Source organism: Nocardioides xinjiangensis (assembly GCF_017916385.1).
In the GTDB taxonomy this organism is placed as follows: Bacteria; Actinomycetota; Actinomycetes; order Propionibacteriales; family Nocardioidaceae; genus Nocardioides; species Nocardioides xinjiangensis.
Genome location: NZ_JAFMSW010000001.1, coordinates 250899 through 274047, shown reverse-complemented (window position 1 = coordinate 274047; position 23149 = coordinate 250899). Strand labels below are relative to the sequence as shown.

The window sequence follows — 23149 nt, the reverse complement described above, 5'->3', positions numbered from 1 at the left end:
GGAGCCGTGGCAGCAGCGCAGAACTACCTGGCGATCATCAAGGTCGTGGGCATCGGTGGCGGTGGCGTCAACGCCGTCAACCGGATGATCGAGGTCGGACTCAAGGGCGTGGAGTTCATCGCGATCAACACCGACGCCCAGGCACTCCTCATGAGCGACGCCGACGTCAAGCTCGACATCGGGCGGGAGCTCACCCGGGGCCTCGGCGCGGGGGCGAACCCCGAGGTGGGCGCCAAGGCCGCCGAGGACCACGCCGACGAGATCGAGGAGGTCCTCAAGGGGGCCGACATGGTCTTCGTGACGGCTGGCGAGGGCGGCGGCACCGGCACCGGCGGCGCCCCCGTCGTGGCGCGCATCGCCCGCTCGCTCGGCGCCCTGACCATCGGCGTGGTGACCCGCCCGTTCGCCTTCGAGGGCCGGCGGCGCGCGAACTCCGCGGAGGAGGGCATCAGCCAGCTCCGCGAGGAGGTCGACACCCTCATCGTGATCCCCAACGACCGGCTGCTGTCGATCTCCGACCGCAACGTGTCGATCCTCGACGCCTTCAAGCAGGCCGACCAGGTGCTGCTGCAGGGTGTCTCCGGCATCACCGACCTGATCACCACCCCCGGGCTGATCAACCTCGACTTCGCCGACGTCAAGTCCGTCATGGCCAACGCCGGCTCGGCGCTCATGGGCATCGGCTCGGCGCGCGGTGAGGACCGGGCGGTGGCCGCCGCGGAGATGGCCGTCTCCAGCCCGCTGCTCGAGGCGAGCATCGAGGGCGCGCACGGCGTGCTGCTCTCCATCGCCGGCGGCTCCGACCTCGGCCTCTTCGAGATCAACGAGGCCGCCGCGCTGGTGTCGCAGGCCGCGCACGCCGAGGCCAACATCATCTTCGGTGCGACCATCGACGACGCCCTCGGCGACGAGGTGCGCGTGACCGTGATCGCCGCCGGCTTCGACGGGGGCATGCCCAAGCGCCGCCAGGAGGGCGCGGTCCTGCGCCCGCAGCCGGTGCAGGCGCAGGAGCAGGCCCGGGTGCCGGCGCAGCAGGTCGCGACCCGGGCCGCGGCGCCCGCCGCGGCCACTGCCGGCACGTCGGGCGCGGCGCCGACGCCGGCACAGCCGGCGCGCGTGCAGTCCGCGACCCCCGCTCAGGCGCAGCAGCCGACCACCCCGTCGGCACCGGCCCGCCCGGCCCGGCAGGTGCAGTTCGAGGACGACGACCTCGACGTGCCCGACTTCTTGAAGTGAGCTGACCGCGACCGTGCCGCTCCTGCACCACCGTGACCGGATCGAAGGCGACCTCGTGATCGAGGTCGCCTTCACCGACGTGTCCCTCAGCCTCGGCGACGCCGCCGGCGACGACGTGCGCGCTGCCGCGCTGGCGCAGGTGGCCGGCGCGACAGGGGCCACGCCGGTGCTGATGCGGCAGGTCCACGGGGCCGACGTGGAGGTCGTCGACGACCGGCGCACGAGCGCGACGGGCTGCGACGCGATGATCACCGCGCGGCCCGGCGTGGCGCTGCTCGCCCGGGCCGCCGACTGCGTGCCCGTGCTCCTGGCGGACCCGGCCACCGGCTGGATCGCCGCGGCGCACAGCGGGCGACCGGGGCTCGCCGCCGGCGTCGTCCCCGCCGCCGTCACGGCCCTGCGCGAGCACGGCGCCGACCCGAGCGTGGCCTGGCTCGGCCCGCACGTGTGCGGCGCGTGCTACGAGGTCCCCGCCGCCCTGCGCGACGAGGTCGTCGCCGTGGTGCCGGAGGCGAGCTCCACCACGTCGTGGGGCACGCCCGCCCTCGACCTCGGTGCAGGCGTGCGCGCCCAGCTCGCGTCCTGCGGCGTCACCGACGTGCGCGGCGTCGATGCCTGCACCCGCGAGGACCCGGCGTGGCCGTCCTACCGCCGCGACGGCGCCGAGGCCACCCGCTTCGCCGGCGTCATCTGGAGCCATCGGTGACCGGGCGACGCGCTGACGAGGTCGCGGCGAACCTCGACGCCGTGCGGGGCCGCATCCGCGCTGCGTGCGCGGAGGCCGGTCGTCCCGAGGACGACGTCGCGCTGGTGGTGGTCACCAAGTTCTTCCCCGCCTCCGACGTCCGGCTGCTCGCCGACCTCGGCGTGACCGACGTGGGGGAGAACCGACACCAGGAGGCCCAGGCCAAGGCCGCCGAGTGCGCCGACCTCCGCCTCCGGTGGCACTTCATCGGGGGGCTCCAGTCCAACAAGGCCGCAGCAGTGGCGTCGTACGCCGACGTGGTGGAGTCGCTCGACCGCCCCAAGCTGGTCGGCCCCCTGTCGCGCGGCGCCCACGCCCGCACCGGCCCGCCGGGCACCGGGGTCGACGTGCTGCTGCAGGTCAGCCTCGACCCGCCCGGCGCCGCGCACCGGTCGGGTGCCGACCCTGCCGACCTCGACGAGCTCGCCCGGCTGGTGGCCGGGGCCGACGCGCTGCGGCTGCGCGGGCTGATGGCGGTCGCACCCCTCGGCGAGGACCCCGCGACCGCCTTCGCCCGGCTGGCCGCCGTCCGCGCTGACTTCCTGCGCGAGCACCCCGACGCCACCGTGCTGTCGGCCGGCATGAGCGGCGACCTCGAGGCGGCGATCGCCCACGGCGCGACACACGTGCGTGTCGGCTCCGCGGTCCTCGGTCCGAGGCCTGCGGTCCAGTAATGTCCACAACAGTCAACAGGTGTCCCGCACGGGGCGCCAGGTCTAGCGGAGGAACAGTCTCATGAGCGGCGCGATGCGCAGGATCGGCGAGTACCTCGGCCTGCTCGAGGACACCGGCCACTACGACGACTACGAGAGCGACGCCGAGACCACGACCCACGACGCCGTCGACCAGCGTCCGGTCGCGCGCGAGCGCCGCCCAGCCCCGGTGTCCGACCTCGCGGAGCGCCGACGTCCGGCCCCGGTCCAGACAGGAGTCGTGGCCGAGTTGAGCCGCATCACCACCCTCCACCCCCGCAACTACAACGAGGCCCGCCTGGTCGGGGAGAACTACCGCGACGGCACCCCCGTGATCATGAACCTCAGCGAGATGGACGACAACGACGCCAAGCGCCTCGTCGACTTCGCCGCCGGGCTCATCTTCGCCACCCGCGGCTCCATCGAGCGCGTCACCAACAAGGTGTTCCTGCTCTCGCCGCCCAACGTGGCGGTGTCCGCGGAGGACAAGGAGCGCATCGCCGAGGACGGCTTCTTCAACCAGAGCTGACAGATACTCGACTCGTGCAAGCCTTCGGTCAGATCCTCTACATCATCCTGCTCGTCTTCATCGGGCTGCTGTGGATCCGGTTCATCGTGGACTGGGTCCAGGTCTTCGCGCGCCAGTGGGAGCCGCGCGGGGCGCTCCTCGTCGCCCTCGAGGGGGTGTACAGCACGACGGACCCGCCGATCGTGGCGCTCCGCCGCGTCGTGCCCCCGCTGCGCATCGGCTCGGTGGCGCTCGACCTGAGCTTCCTGCTCGTCATGGTGGCGGCCTGGTTGCTGCTCAACGTGGTCGTGACCATCTTCGGGCTCTGAACCATCCGTCACACGGGTCACTGTGCCCTGTGGCGTCCCGGGCGCTATTGTCTCCTGACAGCAGAGCCACCGTGAATCGATCGTGGAAAGTTTGGGTGAGGTCATGCCGCTGACGCCTGAGGACGTGAGCAACAAGCGCTTTACGCCTGTCCGTCTCCGTGAGGGCTACGACATGGGCGAGGTGGACCAGTTCCTCGACGAGGTCGAGGCCGAGCTCGCCCGGCTCACCCGGGAGAACGACGAGCTGCGGGCCAAGCTGTCCGCGGCCCAGGCCGGTGGCTCCTCCGCACCTGCTCCCGCGGCGTCGTTCGCGCCCACGCCGGAGCCCGAGCCCGAGCCCGAGCCGGAGCCGGCCCCCGCGCCGGTCGCGGCCGCCGCGCCGGTGCAGACGATGCGCGTGGAGACCGTCGCCGACGCCTCCAACGCCGCGGCCCGCCTGCTCGAGATCGCGACGCGCAACGCCGACGAGCTCGTCGAGGAGGCCAAGAACGAGGCCGACCGCATCGTCGGTGCCGCCCGCACCAAGGCCGAGCGCCTCGAGGCCGAGTCGAAGACCAAGGCCGACCGCATGGAGGCCGACGCCCGCCAGCGTGCGCAGATGCTCGACTCCGAGACCGCCGAGCGGCGCCAGCAGATGTTCGGCGACCTGGAGAAGGAGCGCGACAAGCTCAACAGCGACGTCGAGACCCTCCGCCAGTTCGAGCGCGAGTACCGCAGCCGCCTGAAGACGTACTTCACGCAGCAGCTCGAGGCGCTCTCCGCCGGCAGCGAGACGCAGGCCCCGGTCGACAGCGGCACGGCGCCCAAGCGCCTGCGCTCCGTCCTCGGCGACGACGAGGGCTGAGCCTCCAGCGCACACGTCCGCACGCGAGAACGGCCGCCCTTCGGGGTGGTCGTTCTCGCATTTGCGCGGCCGCGTTGTTGGCTGGCCCCCCGGCAGCGGATACCCTCCCTGCCACCGTGTGGTTCCCACCACACCCGAAGCAGCTGGAGGCCCTCGGAGATGGCTGGCAGTACGCGCAAGTCACTGGCGGGCACCGCTGCGGCGGCCGCGAAGCGGGTGGTCGGTCAGGGCCCGGCCACGGATGCCCCCGCCGAGGAGGGCCCGGCCTCCTCCGCGCCGCCGAAGTCAGCGGCCGAGAAGTCAGCGGCCGAGAAGTCAGCGGCCGAGAAGTCAGCGGGCAAGAAGGCTCCGGCGAAGAAGGCGGCGGCGAAGACCCCCGCGAAGTCCAGCGCGAAGACCACCGCGCCTACCGAGAAGGCAGCTCCCGTGACGAAGGCTGTTCCGACCCCCGCCGCCAAGGCCACGCCGACGAAGAAGGTCCGCAAGGCCACCCCCTCCACGCTCGTGGTCCTCGACGGGGAGTCCGCCTGGACCCGCGGCGAGCTCAACGAGGTCGTCAAGGAGCTCACCGAGCACCAGGAACGGCTCACCGCGATCGTCGGCCGGTCGGCCGAGGAGCTCGCCGGGCTGATGCGCGACGCCGGTGACGGCGCCGGCCTCGACCAGGCCGACGTCGGCGCCACCACCTTCGAGCGCGACCACGAGCTCACCGTGCTGGCCAAGGAGCGCGAGGCGCTGGCCCAGATCGAGCGGGCGCTGTCGCACATCGACGACGGCACCTACGGCGTCTGCGACTCCTGCGGCAACGCCATCGGCAAGAATCGGTTGATGGCGGTGCCCCATGCCACACTGTGCATGTCATGCAAGCAGCGCGAGGAGCGTCGCTGAAGCCCAGCGACCCGGCCGATGCCCCACCGGCTCGTCGTCGTCCCGGCGCGCGGCTGGTCTTCGCGGGCGTGGCGCTGCTGGCCTACGCCCTCGACCTCGGCACCAAGCAGTGGGCGCTCTCCGCGCTCGCCGACGGTGACGTCCCGGTCCTCGGCGACTGGTTCACCCTGCACCTGACCTTCAACCCGGGTGCGGCGTTCAGCACCGGCACCGACTTCACCATCGTGTTCACCTGCCTGGCGATGGTGGCCGTCGTGGTGGTGCTGTGGCTGAGCCGCCGGCTGGCGAGCACGGGCTGGGCCCTGGCGCTTGGCATCCTCCTCGGTGGCGTGGGCGGCAACCTCACGGACCGCATCGTGCGGCCGCCGGAGCCGTTCCACGGCCACGTCGTCGACTTCCTCATGCTGCCCAGCTGGCCGGTCTTCAACGTCGCCGACGTGTGCATCAACGTCGCCGCCGGGCTCATCATCCTCCAGACGTTCCGGGGCATCGCCCTCGACGGCACCCGCGAGTCCGACGCGGAGCCCGATCCCCAGCCGGGGTCGCGGGCGTGAGCACGCACGCCGACCAGCGCACGGTCTTCGTGCCCGACGGCCTCGCGGGTGAGCGGGTCGACGCCGCGATGGCGCGGATGTTCGGCCTCTCGCGCACGCGGGCGGCCGACCTCATCTCCCAGGGACTGGTGCAGGTCGACGGCGCCGACGTCGGCAAGAGCGACCGGGTCGACGCCGGCGCGATGCTCGACGTCACCATCCCGGTCGAGAGCGACCCGCTCGAGGTGGTCCCCGAGCTCGTCGAGGGCATCCGGATCATCCACGACGACGACGCCATCGTGGTGATCGACAAGCCGGTCGGCGTCGCGGTGCACCCCTCGCCGGGCTGGACCGGCCCCACCGTCGTGGGCCACCTCGCCGGAGCCGGCTTCCGGATCTCCACCAGCGGAGCCAGCGAGCGACAGGGGATCGTGCAGCGCCTCGACGTCGGCACCAGCGGCGTCATGGTAATCTGCAAGTCCGAGCACGCCTACTCCGTGCTCAAGAACGCGTTCCGCCACCGCACCGTCGACAAGACCTACCACGCGCTGGTGCAGGGGCACCCCGACCCGCTCGCCGGCACCGTCGACGCGCCGATCGGTCGTCATCCCCACCACGACTACAAGTTCGCGGTCATGGCCGACGGCCGGCACAGCGTCACGCACTACGAGACGCTGGAGGCCCACCGGTTCGCCAGCCTGCTCGAGGTCCACCTCGAGACCGGTCGCACCCACCAGATCCGGGTGCACATGAGCGCGCTCAAGCACCCGTGCGTCGGCGACCTCACCTACGGCGCCGACCCGAGGCTCGCCGAGCGGGTCGGGCTCCAGCGCCAGTGGCTGCACGCGGTGCGGCTCGGCTTCGAGCACCCCGAGTCCGGTGACTACGTCACCTACGAGTCCACCTACCCCGACGACCTCGCGCACGCGCTCGACGTCATCCGCGATGAGCACTGAGCTCACGCTCCGCCCGGTCACCGTCGACGACCTGCCGGCCGTGGCCGACCTGCACCTCGCCGCTCGCCGCGGCGCCGGCGACGCCTTCCCGCCGCCGGTGCACCCCGACCACGAGGCGCGGGCCTGGGTCGCGGGCTGGGACCTGGCGTCGTACGACGTCTGGCTGGCCGAGCGCGACGGCGATCCGGCCGGCTACGCCCGCTGGACGGCGACGTGGCTCGACGACCTCTACGTCCACCCCGACCACCAGGGCCAGGGCGTGGGGACCGCCCTGTTCGAGCTCGTGGCGTCGACCCGTCCCGACGGGTTCTGCCTGTGGGTCTTCGAGTCGAACGAGCCCGCCCGGGCGTTCTACCGCCGGCACGGCTGCGTCGAGCTCGAGCGGACGGACGGGTCGGCCAACGAGGAGCGGGCGCCGGACATCCGCGTCGCGTGGCCCGGCGCCGACCCGCTGGCCTTCCTGCGCGGGCTGATCGACGAGACCGACCTGGTGCTGGGCGACGTGCTCGCGCGTCGTACCGCGCTGACGCGGGTGGTGCAGGGGGTCAAGCCGTCCGTCGAGCGTGACCCGGACCGCGAGGCGGAGATCGTCGAGCGGGTGGCCTCGGTGGTGCCGGAGCTCGGCCCGGAGCGGGTGGCCCGCATCGTCGACGTCATCATCACCGAGTCGCTCGACGCCGCGCGCTGACCGTCGCCCCGGCGTGGGACGACCGGCCGCGCCCGGGTGGGCGCGACCGGTCGTCGGTGCTGTGTCGGCCGAGGCGTGACGGGGTGTGACGGGGTGTGACGGTCAGTGGTGGGTCACCAGCCGACCAGGCCGCCCTGCCACTCGACGAGGTCGACGAGCTTGGCGACCAGGGTGTCGTCCTGCAGGCCGTGCGCCTTGCCCCTGGCCTTCTTGAGGATGTGCGCCGCTGCCGCGTGGTCACCGGCCTCGGCGGCCTCCTCCGCCGCGGCGAGGTGGTCGGCCACGTCGGCGCTCAGCTTGGCGTTGCGGTTGCCGCCGTCAGCGAGGTCGGCGGTGATCTCTTCGACCTCCGGGAAGGTCACGCAGTTGCCGCCGCCCTCGACGACGCCGGCGGTCCACTCGATGCCGCCGAGGAGGTGGTCGAGGAACAGCGGGTCGCTGTAGGACGAGTCCACGTGGCCGGCCCCCTCGTACCAGGAGCGGCCGCCCTCGAAGTTGTGGCACCACGCGATCGGGTGGTCGGCGCCCATGGCGCCGTTGCCCGGGTTGTAGGTCGACTCGTCCAGGGTCAGCAGGACGTGCACGTCCTCGCGCGGGTTGGAGGTGAAGTTGTACCACTCGTCGAAGCGCACCCACTTCTTCGGCAGCATGGTGGTCGAGGGGTGGTGGGGGCTCTCCACCACCATCGTCGCGGTCTGCTGGGCCGGGTGGTTGCGGAACCGGGCCGAGCCGCCGGTCAGCTGGCCGAACCACGGGACGGCGTGCATCTCGTCCGTGGCGGCGTGGAGGCCCACGAAGCCCCCGCCCTGCCGGATGTAGCCCTTGAACGCGGCCAGCTCGGCGTCGTCCAGGGTGCGCGGCCGGTTGGGGTCCTGGTTGTTGGTGCCGTCCACGGGGGAGGCGAACATGATCGTGGCGTACTTCGACAGCGCCTCGGTGCTGGTGAAGGGCGTCGTCGCCATGGTCAGCGCGGGCTGGCCGGGGGAGCGTCCGATCGGCGGGTCCCACACGTCGACGGTGAAGCCGTGCTCCTTGCCCAGCTCGATGACCGCGTTGGTGGTGTCGTCGATGTGGGAGTGGCGGAAGCCGAGCGTCTTGCCGACGACCAGCACCTTGTACGGCTGGGCGGCCTCGGCGGGGCCCACGGCGGCCCCGTCGGAGTCGGCTCCGGCGGAGGCGTAGGTCGCTCCCGTGAGGAGCAGGGCGCCGGCGGCGAGGCCGGTGGTGATCAGGCTGAGCGGTTTCCTCATGGTTCGGTCCTTCTCTGCGGTGGGGGTTTGTTTGTTGGGAACCCAAACTAATGCCGGTAGGAGAACGGTATGTGACCCATGTCACGGCGGTCAACGCCCCTGGTCGGCTGTCGCGCCGCGCCTGGCTGGGGCCCGGGGTCGCGAGATGATGGGCAGGTGCTGCTCTACGACGACGTGGTGACCGAGTACCGCGACTTCGCGACCTACGCGGCCGGCGACTCGCCCTGCTTCGAGGAGTGGGCGCTCGGCGTCGCCGAGGACGAGGAGGTGGTGGCCTGGCTCGGCACGCTGCCGCCGCTCAAGCGGCAGCCCAACCTCGTCCTCGCCGCGGCGCGGTGGCACGGTGCGCCCGCCCCGGGCCCGTACGCCGGCCTCCGCCGGGTGCTGCTCGAGCGCGAGCCCGACGTGCGGGCGACGATCATGACCCGCGCCACGCAGACCAACGAGGTGGGCCGGCTGGCCACGCTGACGCCGGTGCTGGCGCTCCTGCCGGGGCCGCTGGCGCTGGTCGAGGTGGGCGCCAGCGCCGGGCTGTGCCTGTACCCCGACCGCTACGACTACGCCTGGCGCGGCGCCGGAGAGCTGCGGGGGAGCGGCGGTCCGGTGCTCCGCGCCGACGCCGGCGGTCCGCTGCCGGTGCCCTCGGCACATCCCGACGTGGCCTGGCGCGGCGGCGTCGACCTCAACCCGCTCGACGTGGCCGACGCCGACGCCATGGCGTGGCTGGAGAACCTGGTGTGGCCGGAGCAGGACGAGCGGCGCGCACGCCTGCGGGCGGCCGTCGAGGTCACGCGTCGGGAACCGCCGGTGCTGCGCCGCGGTGACCTGTTCGACCACCTGCCCGACCTGCTCGACGAGGCCGCCGCCCACGGCACGCCCGTGGTGTTCCACTCGGCGGTGGTCGCCTACCTCGAGGTGCCGCAGCGCCGCAGGTTCCACGAGCTCATGGGCGACCTGGTGGCGGCGGGTCGCTGCCGGTGGATCAGCAACGAGGGGCCGCAGGTCCTGCCCGAGGTGACCGGCTCCCTCGAGGTGCCGCCGGGCCGCTTCGTCACCGCGCTGGACGGGGTGCCCACGGCCCTGAGCCACGGCCACGGGCACGCCGTCGACTGGGTGTGAAGCGGACCCCCGTCGCGGTCCGTGTCCTGTCGGTGGGGCCCGGCACACTGACGTAGGCTTGCGGCTCTTCCCCCTTCGCGCTGCACAGCCAGCACGTCCCCAGCACGACCCCGTCAGCGACTCCTGAAAGGCGCGGAAGTCTCCTCCATGTCGGCCGGCTCCTCCACCAGTTCCGCGGACAGCTTCGTGCACCTGCACGTGCACACCGAGTACTCCATGCTCGACGGGGCGTCGCTGCTCGACGGCCTCTTCGCCCGCACCAGCGACCTGGGCATGCCGGCCATCGCGATGACCGACCACGGCAACCTGCACGGGGCGTACGACTTCTGGAGCAAGGCCCGCCGGCACGGCGTGAAGCCGATCATCGGCATCGAGGCCTACATCACCCCCGGCACCCAGCGCGGCGAGCGCCGCCGCGTGCGGTGGGGGCAGGGCGACCTCGCCGAGGAGGGCGGCAACGACGTCGCCGGCGGCGGCGCCTACACCCACATGACCATGTGGGCCGAGAGCACCGAGGGCATGCACAACCTGTTCCGGCTGTCCTCGCGCTCGAGCATGGAGGGCTACTTCTACAAGCCGCGGATGGACAAGGAGATCCTCGCCGAGCACAGCAAGGGGCTGATCGTCAGCACCGGCTGCCCGAGCGGCGCGATCCAGACCCGCCTGCGACTCGGTCAGTACGACGAGGCGGTCCGCGAGGCCGGCGAGCTCCAGGAGATCTTCGGTCGCGACAACGTGTTCCTCGAGCTGATGGACCACGGCATCGACATCGAGAAGCGGGTCCGTGACGACCTCCTGCGGCTCGGCAAGCAGATGGGCATCCCGCCCGTCGCGACCAACGACTCCCACTACAACAACCCCGAGGACGCCGCCGCCCACGACGCGCTCATCTGCGTCGCGTCGGGCAAGCGGCTCTCCGACACCAACCGCCTGAAGTTCGACGGCGGCGGCTACTACATCAAGTCCGCGGCGGAGATGCGCGCGCTGTGGGCCGACCGGTTCGGCATGCCGGAGGCGTGCGACAACACCCTCGCGATCGCCGAGCGCTGCGAGGTGGAGTTCACCGAGTCCACCGGTGGCTACATGGCCCGCGCCGACGTCCCCGAGGGGGAGACCGAGGAGAGCTGGTTCCGCAAGGAGGTGTGGCGCGGCATCGAGGCGCGCTACCCCGGCGAGCGCACGACGCAGGAGGTCCGCGACCGCGTCGAGATGGAGCTCGCGGTCATCACGCAGAAGGGCTACTGCGGCTACTACCTCGTGGTCGCCGACTTCATCAACTGGGCCAAGGACAACGGCATCCGCGTCGGACCCGGTCGTGGGTCGGGAGCGGGCTCGATCGCCGCCTACGCCCTGCGCATCACCGACCTGTGCCCGCTCGAGCACGGCCTGTTCTTCGAGCGCTTCCTCAATCCCGAGCGCCCCTCGATGCCCGACTTCGACATCGACTTCGACGACGCGCGCCGCGGCGAGGTCATCCACTACGTCAGCCAGAAGTACGGCGCCGAGCGCGTCGCCCAGATCGCGACCTTCGGCCGGCTCAAGGCCAAGGCCGCCATCAAGGACGCCGCGCGGGTGCTCGACCACGGCTTCGCCATCTCCGACCGGATCACGAAGGCGCTGCCGGCCGACGTGATGGGCAAGGGCGTCCCGCTCAAGGAGATCTTCAACGCCCAGCACAAGCGCTACAACGACGGCGGCGAGTTCCGCGCCCTGCACGAGCAGGACCCCGACGTCCGCACCATCTACGAGACGGCGCTCGGCCTCGAGGGGCAGATCCGCAACTGGGGCGTCCACGCCGCCGGCGTGATCATGTCGAGCGAGCCGCTCATCGACATCGTGCCGATCATGGCCCGCCCCCAGGACGGGGCGATCATCACGCAGTTCGACTACCCGATGTGCGAGTCGCTCGGGCTGGTCAAGATGGACTTCCTCGGCCTGTCCAACCTGCGCATCCTCGAGGACGCGCTGGCCAACATCAAGGTCAACCGCGACCTCGACGTCGTGCTCGAGGACCTGCCGTTCGACGACCGGCCGACCTACGAGCTGATGGGCCGCGGCGACACGCTGGGCGTGTTCCAGCTCGACGGCTCGGGCATGCGCGCGCTGCTGCGGTCGATGCAGCCCGACCAGTTCGCCGACATCACCGCCGTCAGCGCCCTCTACCGACCCGGACCGATGGGCGCCGACTCGCACAACAAGTACGCCCGCCGCAAGAACGGCCGGGAGCCGATCGAGCCCATCCACCCCGCGCTCGCCGAGGCGCTCGAGCCGGTGCTGGGGGAGACCTACGGCCTGATCGTCTACCAGGAGCAGGTCATGGCGATCGCGCAGGTGCTCGCCGGCTTCACCCTCGGAGCCGCCGACAACCTGCGCCGCGCGATGGGCAAGAAGAAGAAGGAGGAGCTCGACAAGCAGTACGCCGGCTTCCAGTCCGGCATGCTCGAGCGCGGCTTCCCCCAGCAGGCGATCGACAAGCTGTGGGAGATCCTGCTCCCGTTCTCCGACTACGCGTTCAACAAGTCGCACTCCGCGGCCTACGGCGTCATCACCTACTGGACCGCATACCTCAAGGCCAACTACCCCACGGAGTACATGGCCGCGCTCCTCACCTCGGTGAAGGACGACAAGGACAAGATGGCGATCTACCTCAACGAGTGTCGCCGCATGAAGATCCAGGTGCTGCCGCCCGACGTCAACGAGTCCCACGCCGACTTCACCCCGGTCGGCAACGACATCCGCTTCGGGCTCACCGCGGTGCGCAACGTCGGCGGCAACGTCGTCGACGGCATCGTCGCGGCCCGCGAGGAGAAGGGGCGCTACGTCGACTTCAACGACTTCATGGAGAAGGTCCCGGCGTTGGTCTGCAACAAGCGCGTGGTGGAGTCGCTGATCAAGGCCGGCGCCTTCGACGACATGAAGCACAAGCGCCGTGCGCTCGCTGCCGTCCACGAGACCGCCGTGGACCAGTTCGTCGACCTCAAGAAGAACGAGGCGATCGGCCAGGACTCCCTCTTCGGCGGCCTCGGCGACGACGACGCCGGCTTCGGGGTGAGCGTGGCCATCCCCGACATCGACGACTGGGACAAGCTCACCCTGCTCGGCCACGAGCGCGAGATGCTCGGCCTCTACGTCTCCGACCACCCGCTGCTCGGCCTCGAGCACGTGCTCTCCCAGGGCACCGACTGCACCATCGGCCAGCTCATGCTCGACGAGGAGCGCGCCCACAACTCGACGCTCACCGTCAGCGGCCTCATCACCTCCGTGCAGCGCAAGATCACCAAGCGCGGCGACCCGTGGGCCACGATCACCCTCGAGGACCTCGACGGCGCGATCGACGTGCTGCTGTTCCCGAGCGCCTACACGCTCGCCTCGACGCTGCTCGTCGAGGACAACATCGTCCGGATCAAGGGCCAGCTGTCCCGCGACAAGGACCAGCCCGAGCTGCGCGCCCAGGAGGTCACGGCGCCCGACCTCACGCAGGGCCCGACGGGCCCGGTCGTCATCAGCCTGCCGTCCACCCGGTGCACGCCGCCGGTGGTGGCCCAGCTGCGCGACGTCCTCGGCACCCACCCCGGCATGACCGAGGTGCAGCTGCGCCTGCTGACCCGGAGCTCGACGAAGGTGCTGCGGCTCGACGACAACCTCAGGGTCAGCCCCAGCCCCGCCCTCTTCGCCGACCTCAAGCAGCTGCTCGGGCCCGGGTGCCTGACCGGATGAGCGAGCTGTCCGACCGGGGGGCCGTGCCCGGCCCTCGCGCCCCGCTCGGTCGCGTGCTGTCGGTCCTCGTGCTGTTCCTCGGTGGCGGCGCCGCGGCCGGGGTGCTGTGGGAGTGGCTGTGGGAGCCCCCGTCCGGACTGGTCTACGAAGGCCGCTGGTACCTCGAGCCCGCCGGTCCCGACGTCTCCTTCGAGGGTGTCGCTCTGTTCGTGCTGATCGCGTTCCCGCTCGGTCTGGTGCTCGCGGTGCTCGCGGGGATGTGGCGCGGCCACGAGAGCGCGACGCTGGTCTCGGTCCTCACCGGCGCCTGCCTGGCGGCGGCGGTGATGTACGCCGTCGGCAACGCGCTCGGCCCGGAGGACCCCCAGGCGCTGGCCGCCGCGCTGTCCGACTACACCGCGCTCGACGCCGGCCTCGGGCTCACCGCGCCCGACCCCGGCCGGGTGCCGTGGCACTCGCCCGCGCTGGTCGCGCTGCCGGCCGGAGCGATGACGGGTCTGGTCGTGACGTACCTGTGCGGAACGGGGTTCGTCCGGCGCTCGCGTGGGTAGGCTGAGCCCGACCATCTCAGGGCTGTCCCGACCCTCATCGGGGCCTGTGCGACGGGGGATCAGGACTTCATGAGCATGACACCGGGCGGGCCGAGCGGCCCCGACTACCTGGACGCATCCGGCCCGGGCGCGTCCGCGCCGGCCGACGACAACAAGAAGCGCCTCATCGCGCTCGGTGCCATCGTCGTGGGCGGCGCCGTCGTCGCGGGTGGCGCCTGGGCGGCGACGAGCTTCTTCGCCACGGGGGCGCAGCCCGCCGAGGCGCTGCCGGCCTCGACCGTCGCCTACCTCAGCGTCGACCTCGACCCGAGCGGTGGGCAGAAGATCGAGGCCGTCAGGACGCTGCGCAAGTTCCCGGCGTTCACCGACCACGTCGACATCGAGACCGACGACGACCTGCGTGAGCGCCTCTTCGAGGAGGTCACCTCCTCCGGCGAGTGCGAGGGCCTCGACTACGCCGACGACGTGGAGCCGTGGCTGGGCTCGCGTGCCGCGATGGCCGTCCTCGACCTCGGCGAGGAGGAGCCGACCGCCGTCGGTGTCGTCCAGGTGAGCGACGGCGACCGGGCCGACGAGGGCATGGCCACGCTCGTCGAGGCCTGCGGCGGCGCCTCGGACGCCGAGACCGGCGGCTGGGTCGTGGACGGTGACTGGATGGTCGTGGCGGAGACCGAGGAGATCGCGCAGCAGGTGGTCGACGCCACCGACGACGGCACGCTCGCCGACGACGCGGCTTTCGGGCAGTGGACCGGCGAGGCGGGCGACGGCGGCTTCATGTCGATGTACGTCGCCAAGTCCGCCGCGAAGTACCTCGAGGACGCGGCCGGGATGACCGGCCTGCTCGGCGGCCCGATGGCGCTCGCGCCCGCGCCGGACGACGCGCCGGCCGGCGCGTCGTTCGACGAGGACTGCCTCGCCGACGCGACCACGGCGGAGGAGATCGACGCGTGCTTCGTCGCTCCGGAGGAGTCCGCGGACGGCTCGTCCGACGAGGCGCTCCCCGAGGAGGGCTCCGAGGAGCTGCCGCCGGAGCTCCAGCAGATGATCGACGACTTCGACGGCGCGGCGGCCACCGTGCGCTTCGACGACGGCGCGGTCGAGGTCGAGTACGCCGTCTCGAACTACCAGAAGGACCTGACGAGGTTCCTCACCAGCGAGGAGGGCGTCGACATGGTCTCCGACCTGCCCGAGGACACGGTCGCGGCGCTCGGCTTCTCGCTCAGCGAGGGGTGGGCGCAGGGGCTGCTCGACTACGTCAAGACGCTCGCGCCCGACGAGGCCGCGACGATCGACGACCAGGTCGCCCAGTTCGAGACCGAGACGGGCCTCTCCTTCCCCGAGGACGTCGAGACGCTGCTCGGCGAGGGCGTGACGGTCTCCGTGGGCAGCGGCATCGACCCTGACGCGATCACCAACGGCGGCCCGCAGGAGGTCCCGGCCGGCATCAAGGTCAAGGGCGACGCCGAGGAGATCCAGGCCGTGCTCGACAAGATCAGCGCGGTCGCCGGCCCGGAGGCCGAGGAGTACCTCCAGGTCACCGAGGGCGACGGCTACGCCGTGCTGGCCCTGCAGGACGACTACCGCGCCGAGCTGGAGTCGGAGAGCGGCCTCGGCGACAGCGCGGTCTACTCGGACGTCATCGACGGCGACGCCCAGACGGTCCTGTTCGTCGACTTCGACGCCGACGACGACTGGCTCGTCCGGCTCACCGAGGACGAGCCCGAGCTCAGCGACAACCTCCGGCCGCTCTCGTCCTTCGGGATCAGCGGCTGGGTGGAGGACGACGTCGTCCACGGCATGGTCAAGCTGACGACCGACTGACAGCGCTCAGCGACCGATGGTGGCGGTCACCGCACCGGTGACCGCCACCAGGTCCTGCGGCGCGAGCTCCAGGTCGAGCCCGCGGCGCCCGCCCGACACCAGGATCGTGCGGTGCTCGAGGGCGGAGGCGTCGACCACGGTGGGGTGCGGCCGCTTCTGCCCCACGGGCGAGATGCCTCCCGCGACGTAGCCCGTGGCCCGTTCGGCCGCTGCGACGTCGGCCATGACGGCCTTGCTGCCGCCGAGCGCCCGCGCCAGCGCCTTGAGGTCGAGCTGGCCGGAGACCGGCACGACGCCGACGACGAGGCTCCCGTCGAGGGAGACGAGCAGCGTCTTGAACACCCGGGCGGGGTCGACGCCCAGTGCCTGCGCGGCCTCGGCGCCGTAGGACTCCGCGCGAGGGTCGTGCGCGTAGGGCCGCACCTCGAAGGGGACGTCCGCCTTGGTCAGCGCCACGGTGGCCGGCGTGCCGCCCGCCGCTCGCGCCTTCTTCGCCATCGCCTGGGCCGTCAGTTGGGGGACCAGGCCGTCCGCGCGACCTGCGTCGCCGGCAGGGACGGGATGACGTTGATGGCGCGCAGCTCCTCGGTCAGCAGCCGGGTCACCAGGGTGAGCCGCTCGGTGGCGTCGGCCGCCTCGAGCAGCGACTGCCGCTCGGCCATCGGCAGCGGCGCCAGCGCGGACAGCGTCCAGGCGAGGTAGTCCGGGTCGCGGGGGAGCGTCCCGCTGAACGGGTCGCCCTGCAGCTCGGTCATCGCGGCCCGGAAGGCGGTGAAGGTCGCGCGGGCCCGGTGGAGCAGGTCGGCGGGCACGTCGACCTCGGGCTCCGGCAGCACGGCGGCACGGCCCTGCGGGAAGTCGGCGCCCTTCCGCATCTCCTCGAGCATCATCCGCTCCCGCGCGACCGCCACGATGTCGTAGGTGCCGTCCTCGCGCCGGTCGACCTCGGTGAGCTGGAGGACGCAGCCGACCCGGTAGACCGACTGGGCCCCGTGGTCGCCCACCTCGTAGCCCTCGCGGATCGCGACCGTGCCGAAGACCCGGGCGGCGGGGTCGTCGACGGTGAGCAGGTGGCGCACCAGCATGCGGTAGCGGTCCTCGAAGACGTGCAGCGGCACGGTCATCCCCGGGAACACCACGGTGCTCAGCGGGAACATCGGCAGCGTGTCGCTCACGTGACCAACCTAGCGCCGCCTGTCCACCGCTCGCGGCCGACGCGGGGGCGTGCCGGGGCGGAACCTAGAATCGAGGCATGTCCCTGATCCGTCGCATCGACCTGAGGGGCGCCGACGCGGCGTCCGTCGACTACCGCGCGAGCGTTCCGCGCGCCGAGTTCGACGTCGAGGCCGCCACGCACCAGGTGCAGCCCATCATCGACGCCGTCCGCACCCGCGGGGTGGAGGCGATCCTCGAGCTCTCCGCCCGCTTCGACGGCGTCGAGAGCCACGACGTCGTCGTCCCGCCCGCCGCCCTCACCGCCGCCCTCGAGGGGCTCGACGCGGCGGTCCGCGCGGCGCTCGAGGAGTCCGTGCGCCGGCTCCGTGCCACCTGCGAGGCCGAGCTCGAGCACGACGTGACGAGCCGGCTCGCCGACGGCGCCACCGTCACCCACCGCAAGGTGCCCGTCGACCGCGTCGGGCTCTACGTCCCCGGCGGGCTGGCGCCCCTGGTCAGCAGCGTCGTGATGAACGTCGTCCCGGCCCAGGTGGCCGGCGTGCGGTCCATCGCGCTGGCGAGCCCGCCGCAGCGGACCAACGGTGGGCTCCCCGAGCCGACCATCCTCGCCGCCTGCGCGCTCCTCGGCGTCGAGGAGGTCTACGCCGTCGGTGGGGCGCAGGCCATCGCGATGTTGGCCCACGGCGCCGGACCCTGCGCGCGGGTGGACCTCGTCACCGGTCCCGGCAACATCTACGTCGCCGCCGCCAAGCGGCTGCTGCGCGGCGTCGTCGGCATCGACTCCGAGGCCGGCCCCACCGAGATCGCGATCCTCGCCGACGACAGCGCCGAGCCCGCGTTCGTCGCGGCCGACCTGATCAGCCAGGCCGAGCACGACCCGATGGCCGCCTCGGTCCTCGTCACCGACTCCCTCGAGCTCGCCGACGCCGTCGAGACCGCGCTGGAGAAGCAGGTCTTCGAGACCCGCCACACCGAGCGGATCCGCACCGCCCTGAGCGGACGCCAGTCCGGGATCGTGCTCGTCGACGACATGGAGCAGGGCGTCGCCGTGGTCGACGCCTACGCCGCCGAGCACCTCGAGATCCACACCCGCGACGCCGCCGCGCACGCCGCGCGCGTCCGCAACGCCGGCGCGATCTTCGTCGGTCCGTGGGCACCGGTCTCGCTGGGCGACTACTGCGCCGGCTCCAATCACGTGCTGCCCACTGCCGGCTGCGCCTGCCACTCCAGCGGCCTCTCGGTGCGCGCGTTCACCAAGTCGGTGCACGTCGTCGACTACTCCCGAGCCGCACTCGCCGAGGTCGCCGACCACGTCGTGACGCTCGCCGAGGCCGAGGACCTGCCCGGCCACGGCCAGGCGGTCAGCGCCCGGTTCGCGGAGCGGTCGCCACGATGAGCGCGGCCTTCCCACCCCTGCGCGAGGAGCTGCGGGGGATCGAGCCCTACGGCGCGCCCCAGCTCTCCCTCGAGCAGGCGCCGGTGCAGCTCAACGTCAACGAGAACCCCTACGGTCCCTCACCGGAGGCCGCGGCCGACATCGCCCGCGCGGTCGGCGCGGCCGCGGTGTCGCTCAACCGCTACCCCGACCGCGAGTTCGTCGAGCTGCGGTCCGCGCTGGCGGCGTACCTCAACGGCTCGGGCGGGTCCGGCATCACCCCGGAGATGGTGTGGGCGGCCAACGGCTCCAACGAGGTCATGCTGCAGCTGCTGCAGGCCTTCGGCGGCCCCGGCCGGGTGGCGCTGTCCTTCGCGCCGACGTACTCGATGTATCCCGAGTACGCCCGCGACAGCCTCACCGAGTGGTACGCCGGGCACCGGGCCGAGGACTTCTCCCTCGACCTCGACGCCGCCCGCCGCCTGGTCGAGGAGCGCCGGCCCGCGGTCGTGCTGCTGCCGAGCCCCAACAACCCCACCGGCACGGCGCTGCCCCACGACGCGGTCACCGTGCTGTGCGAGGCGGCGAGCTCCTACGAGTCGGGCGGGCTGGTGGTGGTGGACGAGGCCTACGGCGAGTTCCGGCGCGCCGGCACCCCGAGCGCCCTCGAGCTGCTGCCGCGGCACCGCAACCTCGTGGTGACCCGCACGATGAGCAAGGCGTTCGCGCTGGCCGGCGCCCGCGTCGGCTACCTCGCCGCCGACCCCGCGGTCTGCGACGCGATCCGGGTGGTGCGGCTGCCCTACCACCTCTCCGCCGTCACGCAGGCGACCGCGCTGGCGGCCCTCCGTCACGCCCCGGAGCTGCTCGGGCGGGTCGACGACCTCCGCGCCGAGCGTGACGCGACGGTGACCTGGCTGCGGGGGCAGGGGTTCGAGGTCGCCGATTCCGACGCCAACTTCGTGCTGTTCGGGCGGTTCGCCGACCGGCACGCCGTCTGGCAGGGTCTGGTCGACCGCGGCGTGCTGATCCGCGAGACCGGCCCCGAGGGGTGGCTGCGGGTGTCGATCGGCACGGCGGGCGAGATGACAGCATTCAGGCACGCACTGCTGGACACCGTGGGGCAGGCAGCCGGGCAGACAGTTGGGCAGACAACCGGGAAGACGGAGGAGCGGGCATGAGCCGCACCGCGAAGATCGAGCGCACCACCAAGGAGTCCCAGGTCGTCGTCGAGGTCGACCTCGACGGCAGCGGCCGCTCCGACGTGTCCACGGGCGTGGGTTTCTACGACCACATGCTCGACGCGTTCGCGCGCCACTCGCTCGTCGACCTGGTCGTGCACACCACCGGCGACACCCACATCGACGCGCACCACTCCGTCGAGGACACCGCGATCGTCCTCGGCCAGGGGCTGCGTGAAGCGCTGGGCGACAAGGCGGGCATCCGCCGCTTCGGCGACGCCACCGTGCCGCTCGACGAGGCGCTCGTCCAGGCGGTCGTCGACGTCTCGGGCCGCCCGTACTGCGTGCACACCGGCGAGCCCGACGGCCAGGCCTACGTCGCGATCGGCGGCACCGGCGCGCCGTACATGGGCTCGCTGACCCGTCACGTCTTCGAGACGATCTCCTTCCACGCCCACCTGGCCCTGCACGTGCGGGTGCTGGGCGGGCGCGACCCGCACCACGTCGTGGAGGCGCAGTTCAAGGCGTTCGCCCGCGCGTTCCGCGACGCGGTCGCCATCGACCCCCGCGAGACGGGTGTCCCGTCGACGAAGGGCAGCCTGTGAGCCCCGACGTCGTCGTCCTCGACTACGGCTCGGGGAACCTCCGGTCGGTGGTCCGCGCCGTCGAGCGCGCGGGTGCGTCGGTGACGCTGACCGGCGACTTCGACGCCGCGCTGGCGGCCGACGGCCTGCTGGTTCCCGGCGTGGGCGCGTACGCCGCGTGCATGGACGGCCTGCGCGCGATCAAGGGCGACCGCATCATCGGGCGGCGCCTCGCGGGCGGTCGACCGGTCCTCGGCATCTGCGTGGGCATGCAGATCCTCTTCTCGCGCGGCGTCGAGCGCGGTGTCGAGAGCGCCGGCTGCGACGAGTGGCCCGGGACCGTCGAGCGGCTCCAGGCCGACGTGGTGCCCCACATGGGCTGGAACACCGTCGAGGTGCCGTCCGGGTCCCGACTGTTCGCGGGCGTCGAGGACGAGCGGTTCTACTTCGTCCACTCCTACGGCGCACGGTCGTGGGACCTCGTCACCAACGACCGGACCGAGGCGCCGCTGGTGACCTGGGCCGAGCACGGCGGGGACAGGTTCGTGGCCGCTGTCGAGAACGGGCCGCTGTGGGCGACGCAGTTCCACCCGGAGAAGTCCGGCGACGCCGGGGCGGCGCTGCTGCGCAACTGGGTGGCGTCGCTGCGCCCGGGCGCAGGCCGGATCTCCTGAGAATTGAGGTCGCCGGGCCTCGGCCCCGGCGCTAGCGTCCGAGGATGACCGAGCCGCTCAGCATGAACCAGATCATCCATGCCGCGGTCCGCCGCGACGTGGTTCGGACCGAGGAGGCGCTGCGCGCCCTGCCCGAGGGTGACACGCGACGCGCCCGCCAGGTCCGTACGGCATGGCGCAACCTCGTGCGCGAGCTGACCCACCACCACGAGGCCGAGGACGAGCACGTGTGGCCGTTCCTGCAGTCCCGGGGGGTCGAGCGCACCCTGCTCGAGGAGATGGAGGCCGAGCACGTCGCGATGAAGCAGGCGCTGTCGTCGGTGTCGGTGTGCCTCGACGCCCTCGTCGCGGAGCCCACCGCGGCCGGCGCCTCGTCCGCGGCGGACGAGGTGGCCCGCGCCCGCGGGGTGATCAACCGGCACCTCGACCACGAGGAGCGTGACGTCGAGGGTCCGATGGGCGCGCTGCACGACGACGCGGAGTTCAAGGAGCTGACCAAGAAGCTGCGCCCGGCCAGCCCGGTCGACGCCGCCAACGCCCTGGCGTGGATGCAGGACGGTGCGGGCGAGCGCGAGCGGGCCTCGCTGCGCGCGATGATCCCGGGTCCCGTGCTGACGGTGCTGACGCTGCTGCTGGCGCGCCGCTACCGCCGCGAGGTGGCGCCGGTCTGGCGCTAGTCGCCCTCGGCGGTTGGGCGGTCGGGGGCGACCCACGCCGTCGTACGTCGCGGGCCCGACCAAGACGAACGAGGGGGTCGAGGCTCCACAGTTGTCTGGACCGGTGCCGCTGTCGGTGGTGGCACCTAGAATCGAACACATGATCGAGCGGCTGGCTGACGCGGACGCAGGTGGGGTGGATGACCTCACCGCCGCTGGTTTGCTGTCCGCGGCGCGTGAGGCGCGTGTGGCGGAGAACGCCGCCGCGGCTCGGCAGCTCGACCTCGCGGCCCGGTGGGCCGACCTGCACCCGCCGGAGTCGATCCACTCCGCCGCGACGTTCACCGTGCCGTCGTGCGAGCACGAGGAGCCCATCGCCGGTGACGGGTGCCCGCTGGTGGCGGAGTTCTGCGTCGCCGAGCTCGGCGCCGTGCTGGGGGTCTCGACCACCGCGGCCAAACGGCTGGTCGGGCACGCCCTCGAGCTGCGGCACCGCCTGCCACGGCTGTGGGCGCAGGTCCACGCCGGAGCCGTCCCGCCATGGCGCGCCCGCGCCGTCGCTGAAGCCACCATCCACGCCGTCCCGGCACTCACCGTCGACGCAGCAGGCTGGGTCGACACCCAGGTCGCCGCCGTCGCCGGCAAGGTCGGACCCGCACAGCTCGACCGGCTCGTGACCGAAGCCATCACCCGCCACCACCTCGCCACACCGGACCCCACCACCGACCCCGAGCACGGCCACCCCACCATCGACCCACGCCACGCCACCGTCCACGACGAGGACGCGCACTACGCCGGCACCATGCGCCTCGAGGCCGAGCTCGACATCGCCGACGCCCTCGACCTCGACCGCGCCCTGGCCCACGGCGCCGCCACCCTCGCCGCACTCGACTCGACCGAGTCGCTCGACGCCCGCCGCGCCGCCGCGCTCGGCGACCTGGCCCGCACCCAGACCGCCCTCGACCTCCACACCCGCGGCCCGGGTAGCAGCGACATGGGCCGGAACGTGGATGGTCTGCCCGCCGCCCGGGAGGTGGTGCTGCACGCCCACTTCGACGCCACCTCCACCCCCGGCGCGCACACGCTGTTCGGGCCCACCGGCCGGCTCGAGAAGCGCCAGCGGCTGCTGCTGCTCGACCAGGTCAAGAGCTGGTGCGCCGACACCCGCACCAAGGTCACCGTCAAACCCGTCATCGACCTCAACACCGACCTCACCGCGCCCGGCTACGCCATCCCCGACCGAATCCGTGAGCAGGTCATCCTGCGCGACCGCACCTGCGTCTTCCCCTGGTGCACCCGCCCCGCCCGCAGCTGCGACATCGACCACGTCATCGCCTACGACCACCACGCCGACGCAGACGCAGACGCAGACGCAGACGGCCGGCCCCAACCGGGCCCCACCGCGACCCACAACCTCGCCGCCCTGTGCCGCACCCACCACCGCCTCAAGACCCACACCCCCTGGCACTACCGCATGACCTCGGACGGCATCTTCGAGTGGACCAGCCCCCACGGCCACCACTACCGACGCGACCACACCGGCACCAGCCCGACCGGACCACCCGAGCCAGCCCAACCACCCGACCCCCCGATGTGACTCCGCCCCCGGGTGTTCTTCCGTTCCGC

The 23149-nt window shown here is 72.4% G+C and carries 23 protein-coding genes; 20 read left to right on the top strand and 3 right to left on the bottom strand.

Translation table 11 applies throughout. The features are described from left to right. The first annotated feature begins 6 nt into the window (after positions 1 to 6). From ftsZ to J3P32_RS01290, 10 genes are all read left to right on the top strand, one after another. Positions 7 to 1236 carry a cell division protein FtsZ gene (gene ftsZ, locus J3P32_RS01335; protein WP_210438033.1) on the top strand — a complete coding sequence of 410 codons (1230 nt, stop codon included), beginning with the start codon at positions 7 to 9 and terminating at the stop codon, positions 1234 to 1236. Between the two features lie 13 nt (positions 1237 to 1249). Further along, positions 1250 to 1942 (top strand): peptidoglycan editing factor PgeF, encoded by a 693-nt coding sequence (gene pgeF, locus J3P32_RS01330; protein WP_210438031.1) that lies wholly within the window; start codon positions 1250 to 1252, stop codon positions 1940 to 1942. Next, the gene (locus J3P32_RS01325; RefSeq protein ID WP_210438022.1) at positions 1939 to 2655 is read left to right on the top strand and encodes a YggS family pyridoxal phosphate-dependent enzyme; all 717 of its coding nucleotides are present in this window, start codon (positions 1939 to 1941) and stop codon (positions 2653 to 2655) included. Before pgeF ends, J3P32_RS01325 begins: the two co-directional genes overlap by 4 nt. Before the next feature lie 61 nt (positions 2656 to 2716). Then, on the top strand, positions 2717 to 3202 hold the full coding sequence (locus tag J3P32_RS01320) for a cell division protein SepF (RefSeq protein WP_210438020.1): 486 nt from the start codon (positions 2717 to 2719) through the stop codon (positions 3200 to 3202). Positions 3203 to 3216: 14 nt separating this feature from the next. Then, positions 3217 to 3510: a YggT family protein gene (locus J3P32_RS01315; RefSeq protein ID WP_210438012.1), complete on the top strand. Its 294-nt coding sequence runs from the start codon at positions 3217 to 3219 to the stop codon at positions 3508 to 3510. Positions 3511 to 3613: 103 nt separating this feature from the next. Further along, positions 3614 to 4354: a DivIVA domain-containing protein gene (locus J3P32_RS01310; protein ID WP_210438010.1), complete on the top strand. Its 741-nt coding sequence runs from the start codon at positions 3614 to 3616 to the stop codon at positions 4352 to 4354. A gap of 159 nt (positions 4355 to 4513) precedes the next feature. Beyond that, positions 4514 to 5242, top strand: a complete 729-nt coding sequence (locus J3P32_RS01305) for a TraR/DksA family transcriptional regulator (RefSeq protein WP_210438009.1) — start codon at positions 4514 to 4516, stop codon at positions 5240 to 5242. Next, the gene (lspA, locus tag J3P32_RS01300) at positions 5215 to 5796 is read left to right on the top strand and encodes a signal peptidase II (protein ID WP_210438007.1); all 582 of its coding nucleotides are present in this window, start codon (positions 5215 to 5217) and stop codon (positions 5794 to 5796) included. The genes J3P32_RS01305 and lspA overlap by 28 nt, the downstream gene beginning before the upstream one ends. After that, positions 5793 to 6731 carry an RluA family pseudouridine synthase gene (locus J3P32_RS01295; protein ID WP_210438006.1) on the top strand — a complete coding sequence of 313 codons (939 nt, stop codon included), beginning with the start codon at positions 5793 to 5795 and terminating at the stop codon, positions 6729 to 6731. Before lspA ends, J3P32_RS01295 begins: the two co-directional genes overlap by 4 nt. Next, positions 6721 to 7419, top strand: a complete 699-nt coding sequence (locus J3P32_RS01290; RefSeq protein ID WP_210438004.1) for a GNAT family N-acetyltransferase — start codon at positions 6721 to 6723, stop codon at positions 7417 to 7419. Before J3P32_RS01295 ends, J3P32_RS01290 begins: the two co-directional genes overlap by 11 nt. Before the next feature lie 113 nt (positions 7420 to 7532). On the opposite strand, the gene J3P32_RS01285 is transcribed toward J3P32_RS01290, so the two are convergent. Beyond that, on the bottom strand, positions 7533 to 8669 hold the full coding sequence (locus J3P32_RS01285; RefSeq protein ID WP_210438002.1) for a ThuA domain-containing protein: 1137 nt from the start codon (positions 8667 to 8669) through the stop codon (positions 7533 to 7535). 156 nt (positions 8670 to 8825) lie between these two features. Here J3P32_RS01285 and J3P32_RS01280 point away from each other — a divergent pair, with 156 nt between their 5' ends. The 4 genes from J3P32_RS01280 (at position 8826) to J3P32_RS01265 (ending at position 15877) form a co-directional block, all read left to right on the top strand. Further along, positions 8826 to 9788 (top strand): DUF2332 domain-containing protein, encoded by a 963-nt coding sequence (locus tag J3P32_RS01280; protein ID WP_210438000.1) that lies wholly within the window; start codon positions 8826 to 8828, stop codon positions 9786 to 9788. 147 nt (positions 9789 to 9935) lie between these two features. Next, positions 9936 to 13505, top strand: a complete 3570-nt coding sequence (dnaE, locus tag J3P32_RS01275) for a DNA polymerase III subunit alpha (protein ID WP_210437998.1) — start codon at positions 9936 to 9938, stop codon at positions 13503 to 13505. Continuing rightward, a complete protein-coding gene (locus J3P32_RS01270) occupies positions 13502 to 14056 on the top strand; it encodes a hypothetical protein (RefSeq protein WP_210437996.1) in 555 nt (184 codons plus the stop codon). Before dnaE ends, J3P32_RS01270 begins: the two co-directional genes overlap by 4 nt. A gap of 69 nt (positions 14057 to 14125) precedes the next feature. Next, entirely contained in the window at positions 14126 to 15877 is a 1752-nt protein-coding gene (locus J3P32_RS01265) for a DUF3352 domain-containing protein (RefSeq protein ID WP_210437994.1), read from the top strand. Between the two features lie 6 nt (positions 15878 to 15883). Here J3P32_RS01265 and ybaK read toward each other — a convergent pair whose 3' ends face one another. Next, positions 15884 to 16375: a Cys-tRNA(Pro) deacylase gene (ybaK, locus tag J3P32_RS01260; RefSeq protein ID WP_210437992.1), complete on the bottom strand. Its 492-nt coding sequence runs from the start codon at positions 16373 to 16375 to the stop codon at positions 15884 to 15886. Between the two features lie 11 nt (positions 16376 to 16386). Beyond that, positions 16387 to 17052 carry an LON peptidase substrate-binding domain-containing protein gene (locus J3P32_RS01255; RefSeq protein ID WP_210437990.1) on the bottom strand — a complete coding sequence of 222 codons (666 nt, stop codon included), beginning with the start codon at positions 17050 to 17052 and terminating at the stop codon, positions 16387 to 16389. A gap of 83 nt (positions 17053 to 17135) precedes the next feature. Here J3P32_RS01255 and hisD point away from each other — a divergent pair, with 83 nt between their 5' ends. The 6 genes from hisD (at position 17136) to J3P32_RS01225 (ending at position 23120) form a co-directional block, all read left to right on the top strand. Next, the gene (gene hisD, locus J3P32_RS01250) at positions 17136 to 18449 is read left to right on the top strand and encodes a histidinol dehydrogenase (protein ID WP_210440573.1); all 1314 of its coding nucleotides are present in this window, start codon (positions 17136 to 17138) and stop codon (positions 18447 to 18449) included. Continuing rightward, entirely contained in the window at positions 18446 to 19609 is a 1164-nt protein-coding gene (locus J3P32_RS01245; RefSeq protein WP_210437989.1) for a histidinol-phosphate transaminase, read from the top strand. The genes hisD and J3P32_RS01245 overlap by 4 nt, the downstream gene beginning before the upstream one ends. Continuing rightward, entirely contained in the window at positions 19606 to 20214 is a 609-nt protein-coding gene (hisB, locus tag J3P32_RS01240) for an imidazoleglycerol-phosphate dehydratase HisB (protein WP_210437988.1), read from the top strand. The genes J3P32_RS01245 and hisB overlap by 4 nt, the downstream gene beginning before the upstream one ends. After that, on the top strand, positions 20211 to 20867 hold the full coding sequence (hisH, locus tag J3P32_RS01235) for an imidazole glycerol phosphate synthase subunit HisH (RefSeq protein ID WP_210437982.1): 657 nt from the start codon (positions 20211 to 20213) through the stop codon (positions 20865 to 20867). The genes hisB and hisH overlap by 4 nt, the downstream gene beginning before the upstream one ends. Before the next feature lie 44 nt (positions 20868 to 20911). Then, a complete protein-coding gene (locus tag J3P32_RS01230) occupies positions 20912 to 21544 on the top strand; it encodes a hemerythrin domain-containing protein (protein ID WP_210437975.1) in 633 nt (210 codons plus the stop codon). Positions 21545 to 21683: 139 nt separating this feature from the next. Further along, the gene (locus tag J3P32_RS01225; RefSeq protein WP_210437974.1) at positions 21684 to 23120 is read left to right on the top strand and encodes an HNH endonuclease signature motif containing protein; all 1437 of its coding nucleotides are present in this window, start codon (positions 21684 to 21686) and stop codon (positions 23118 to 23120) included. Positions 23121 to 23149 lie beyond the last annotated feature (29 nt).

Coding starts and splice junctions, on each gene's coding strand:
- ybaK (WP_210437992.1), bottom strand. CDS start 16,375: ATGGCGAAGAAGGCGCGAGCGGCGGGCGGCACGCCGGCCACCGTGGCG.
- J3P32_RS01285 (WP_210438002.1), bottom strand. CDS start 8,669: ATGAGGAAACCGCTCAGCCTGATCACCACCGGCCTCGCCGCCGGCGCC.
- J3P32_RS01320 (WP_210438020.1), top strand. CDS start 2,717: ATGAGCGGCGCGATGCGCAGGATCGGCGAGTACCTCGGCCTGCTCGAG.
- J3P32_RS01265 (WP_210437994.1), top strand. CDS start 14,126: ATGAGCATGACACCGGGCGGGCCGAGCGGCCCCGACTACCTGGACGCA.
- J3P32_RS01305 (WP_210438009.1), top strand. CDS start 4,514: ATGGCTGGCAGTACGCGCAAGTCACTGGCGGGCACCGCTGCGGCGGCC.
- dnaE (WP_210437998.1), top strand. CDS start 9,936: ATGTCGGCCGGCTCCTCCACCAGTTCCGCGGACAGCTTCGTGCACCTG.
- J3P32_RS01290 (WP_210438004.1), top strand. CDS start 6,721: ATGAGCACTGAGCTCACGCTCCGCCCGGTCACCGTCGACGACCTGCCG.
- J3P32_RS01270 (WP_210437996.1), top strand. CDS start 13,502: ATGAGCGAGCTGTCCGACCGGGGGGCCGTGCCCGGCCCTCGCGCCCCG.
- J3P32_RS01230 (WP_210437975.1), top strand. CDS start 20,912: ATGACCGAGCCGCTCAGCATGAACCAGATCATCCATGCCGCGGTCCGC.
- J3P32_RS01225 (WP_210437974.1), top strand. CDS start 21,684: ATGATCGAGCGGCTGGCTGACGCGGACGCAGGTGGGGTGGATGACCTC.
- J3P32_RS01245 (WP_210437989.1), top strand. CDS start 18,446: ATGAGCGCGGCCTTCCCACCCCTGCGCGAGGAGCTGCGGGGGATCGAG.
- hisB (WP_210437988.1), top strand. CDS start 19,606: ATGAGCCGCACCGCGAAGATCGAGCGCACCACCAAGGAGTCCCAGGTC.
- lspA (WP_210438007.1), top strand. CDS start 5,215: ATGCAAGCAGCGCGAGGAGCGTCGCTGAAGCCCAGCGACCCGGCCGAT.
- J3P32_RS01310 (WP_210438010.1), top strand. CDS start 3,614: ATGCCGCTGACGCCTGAGGACGTGAGCAACAAGCGCTTTACGCCTGTC.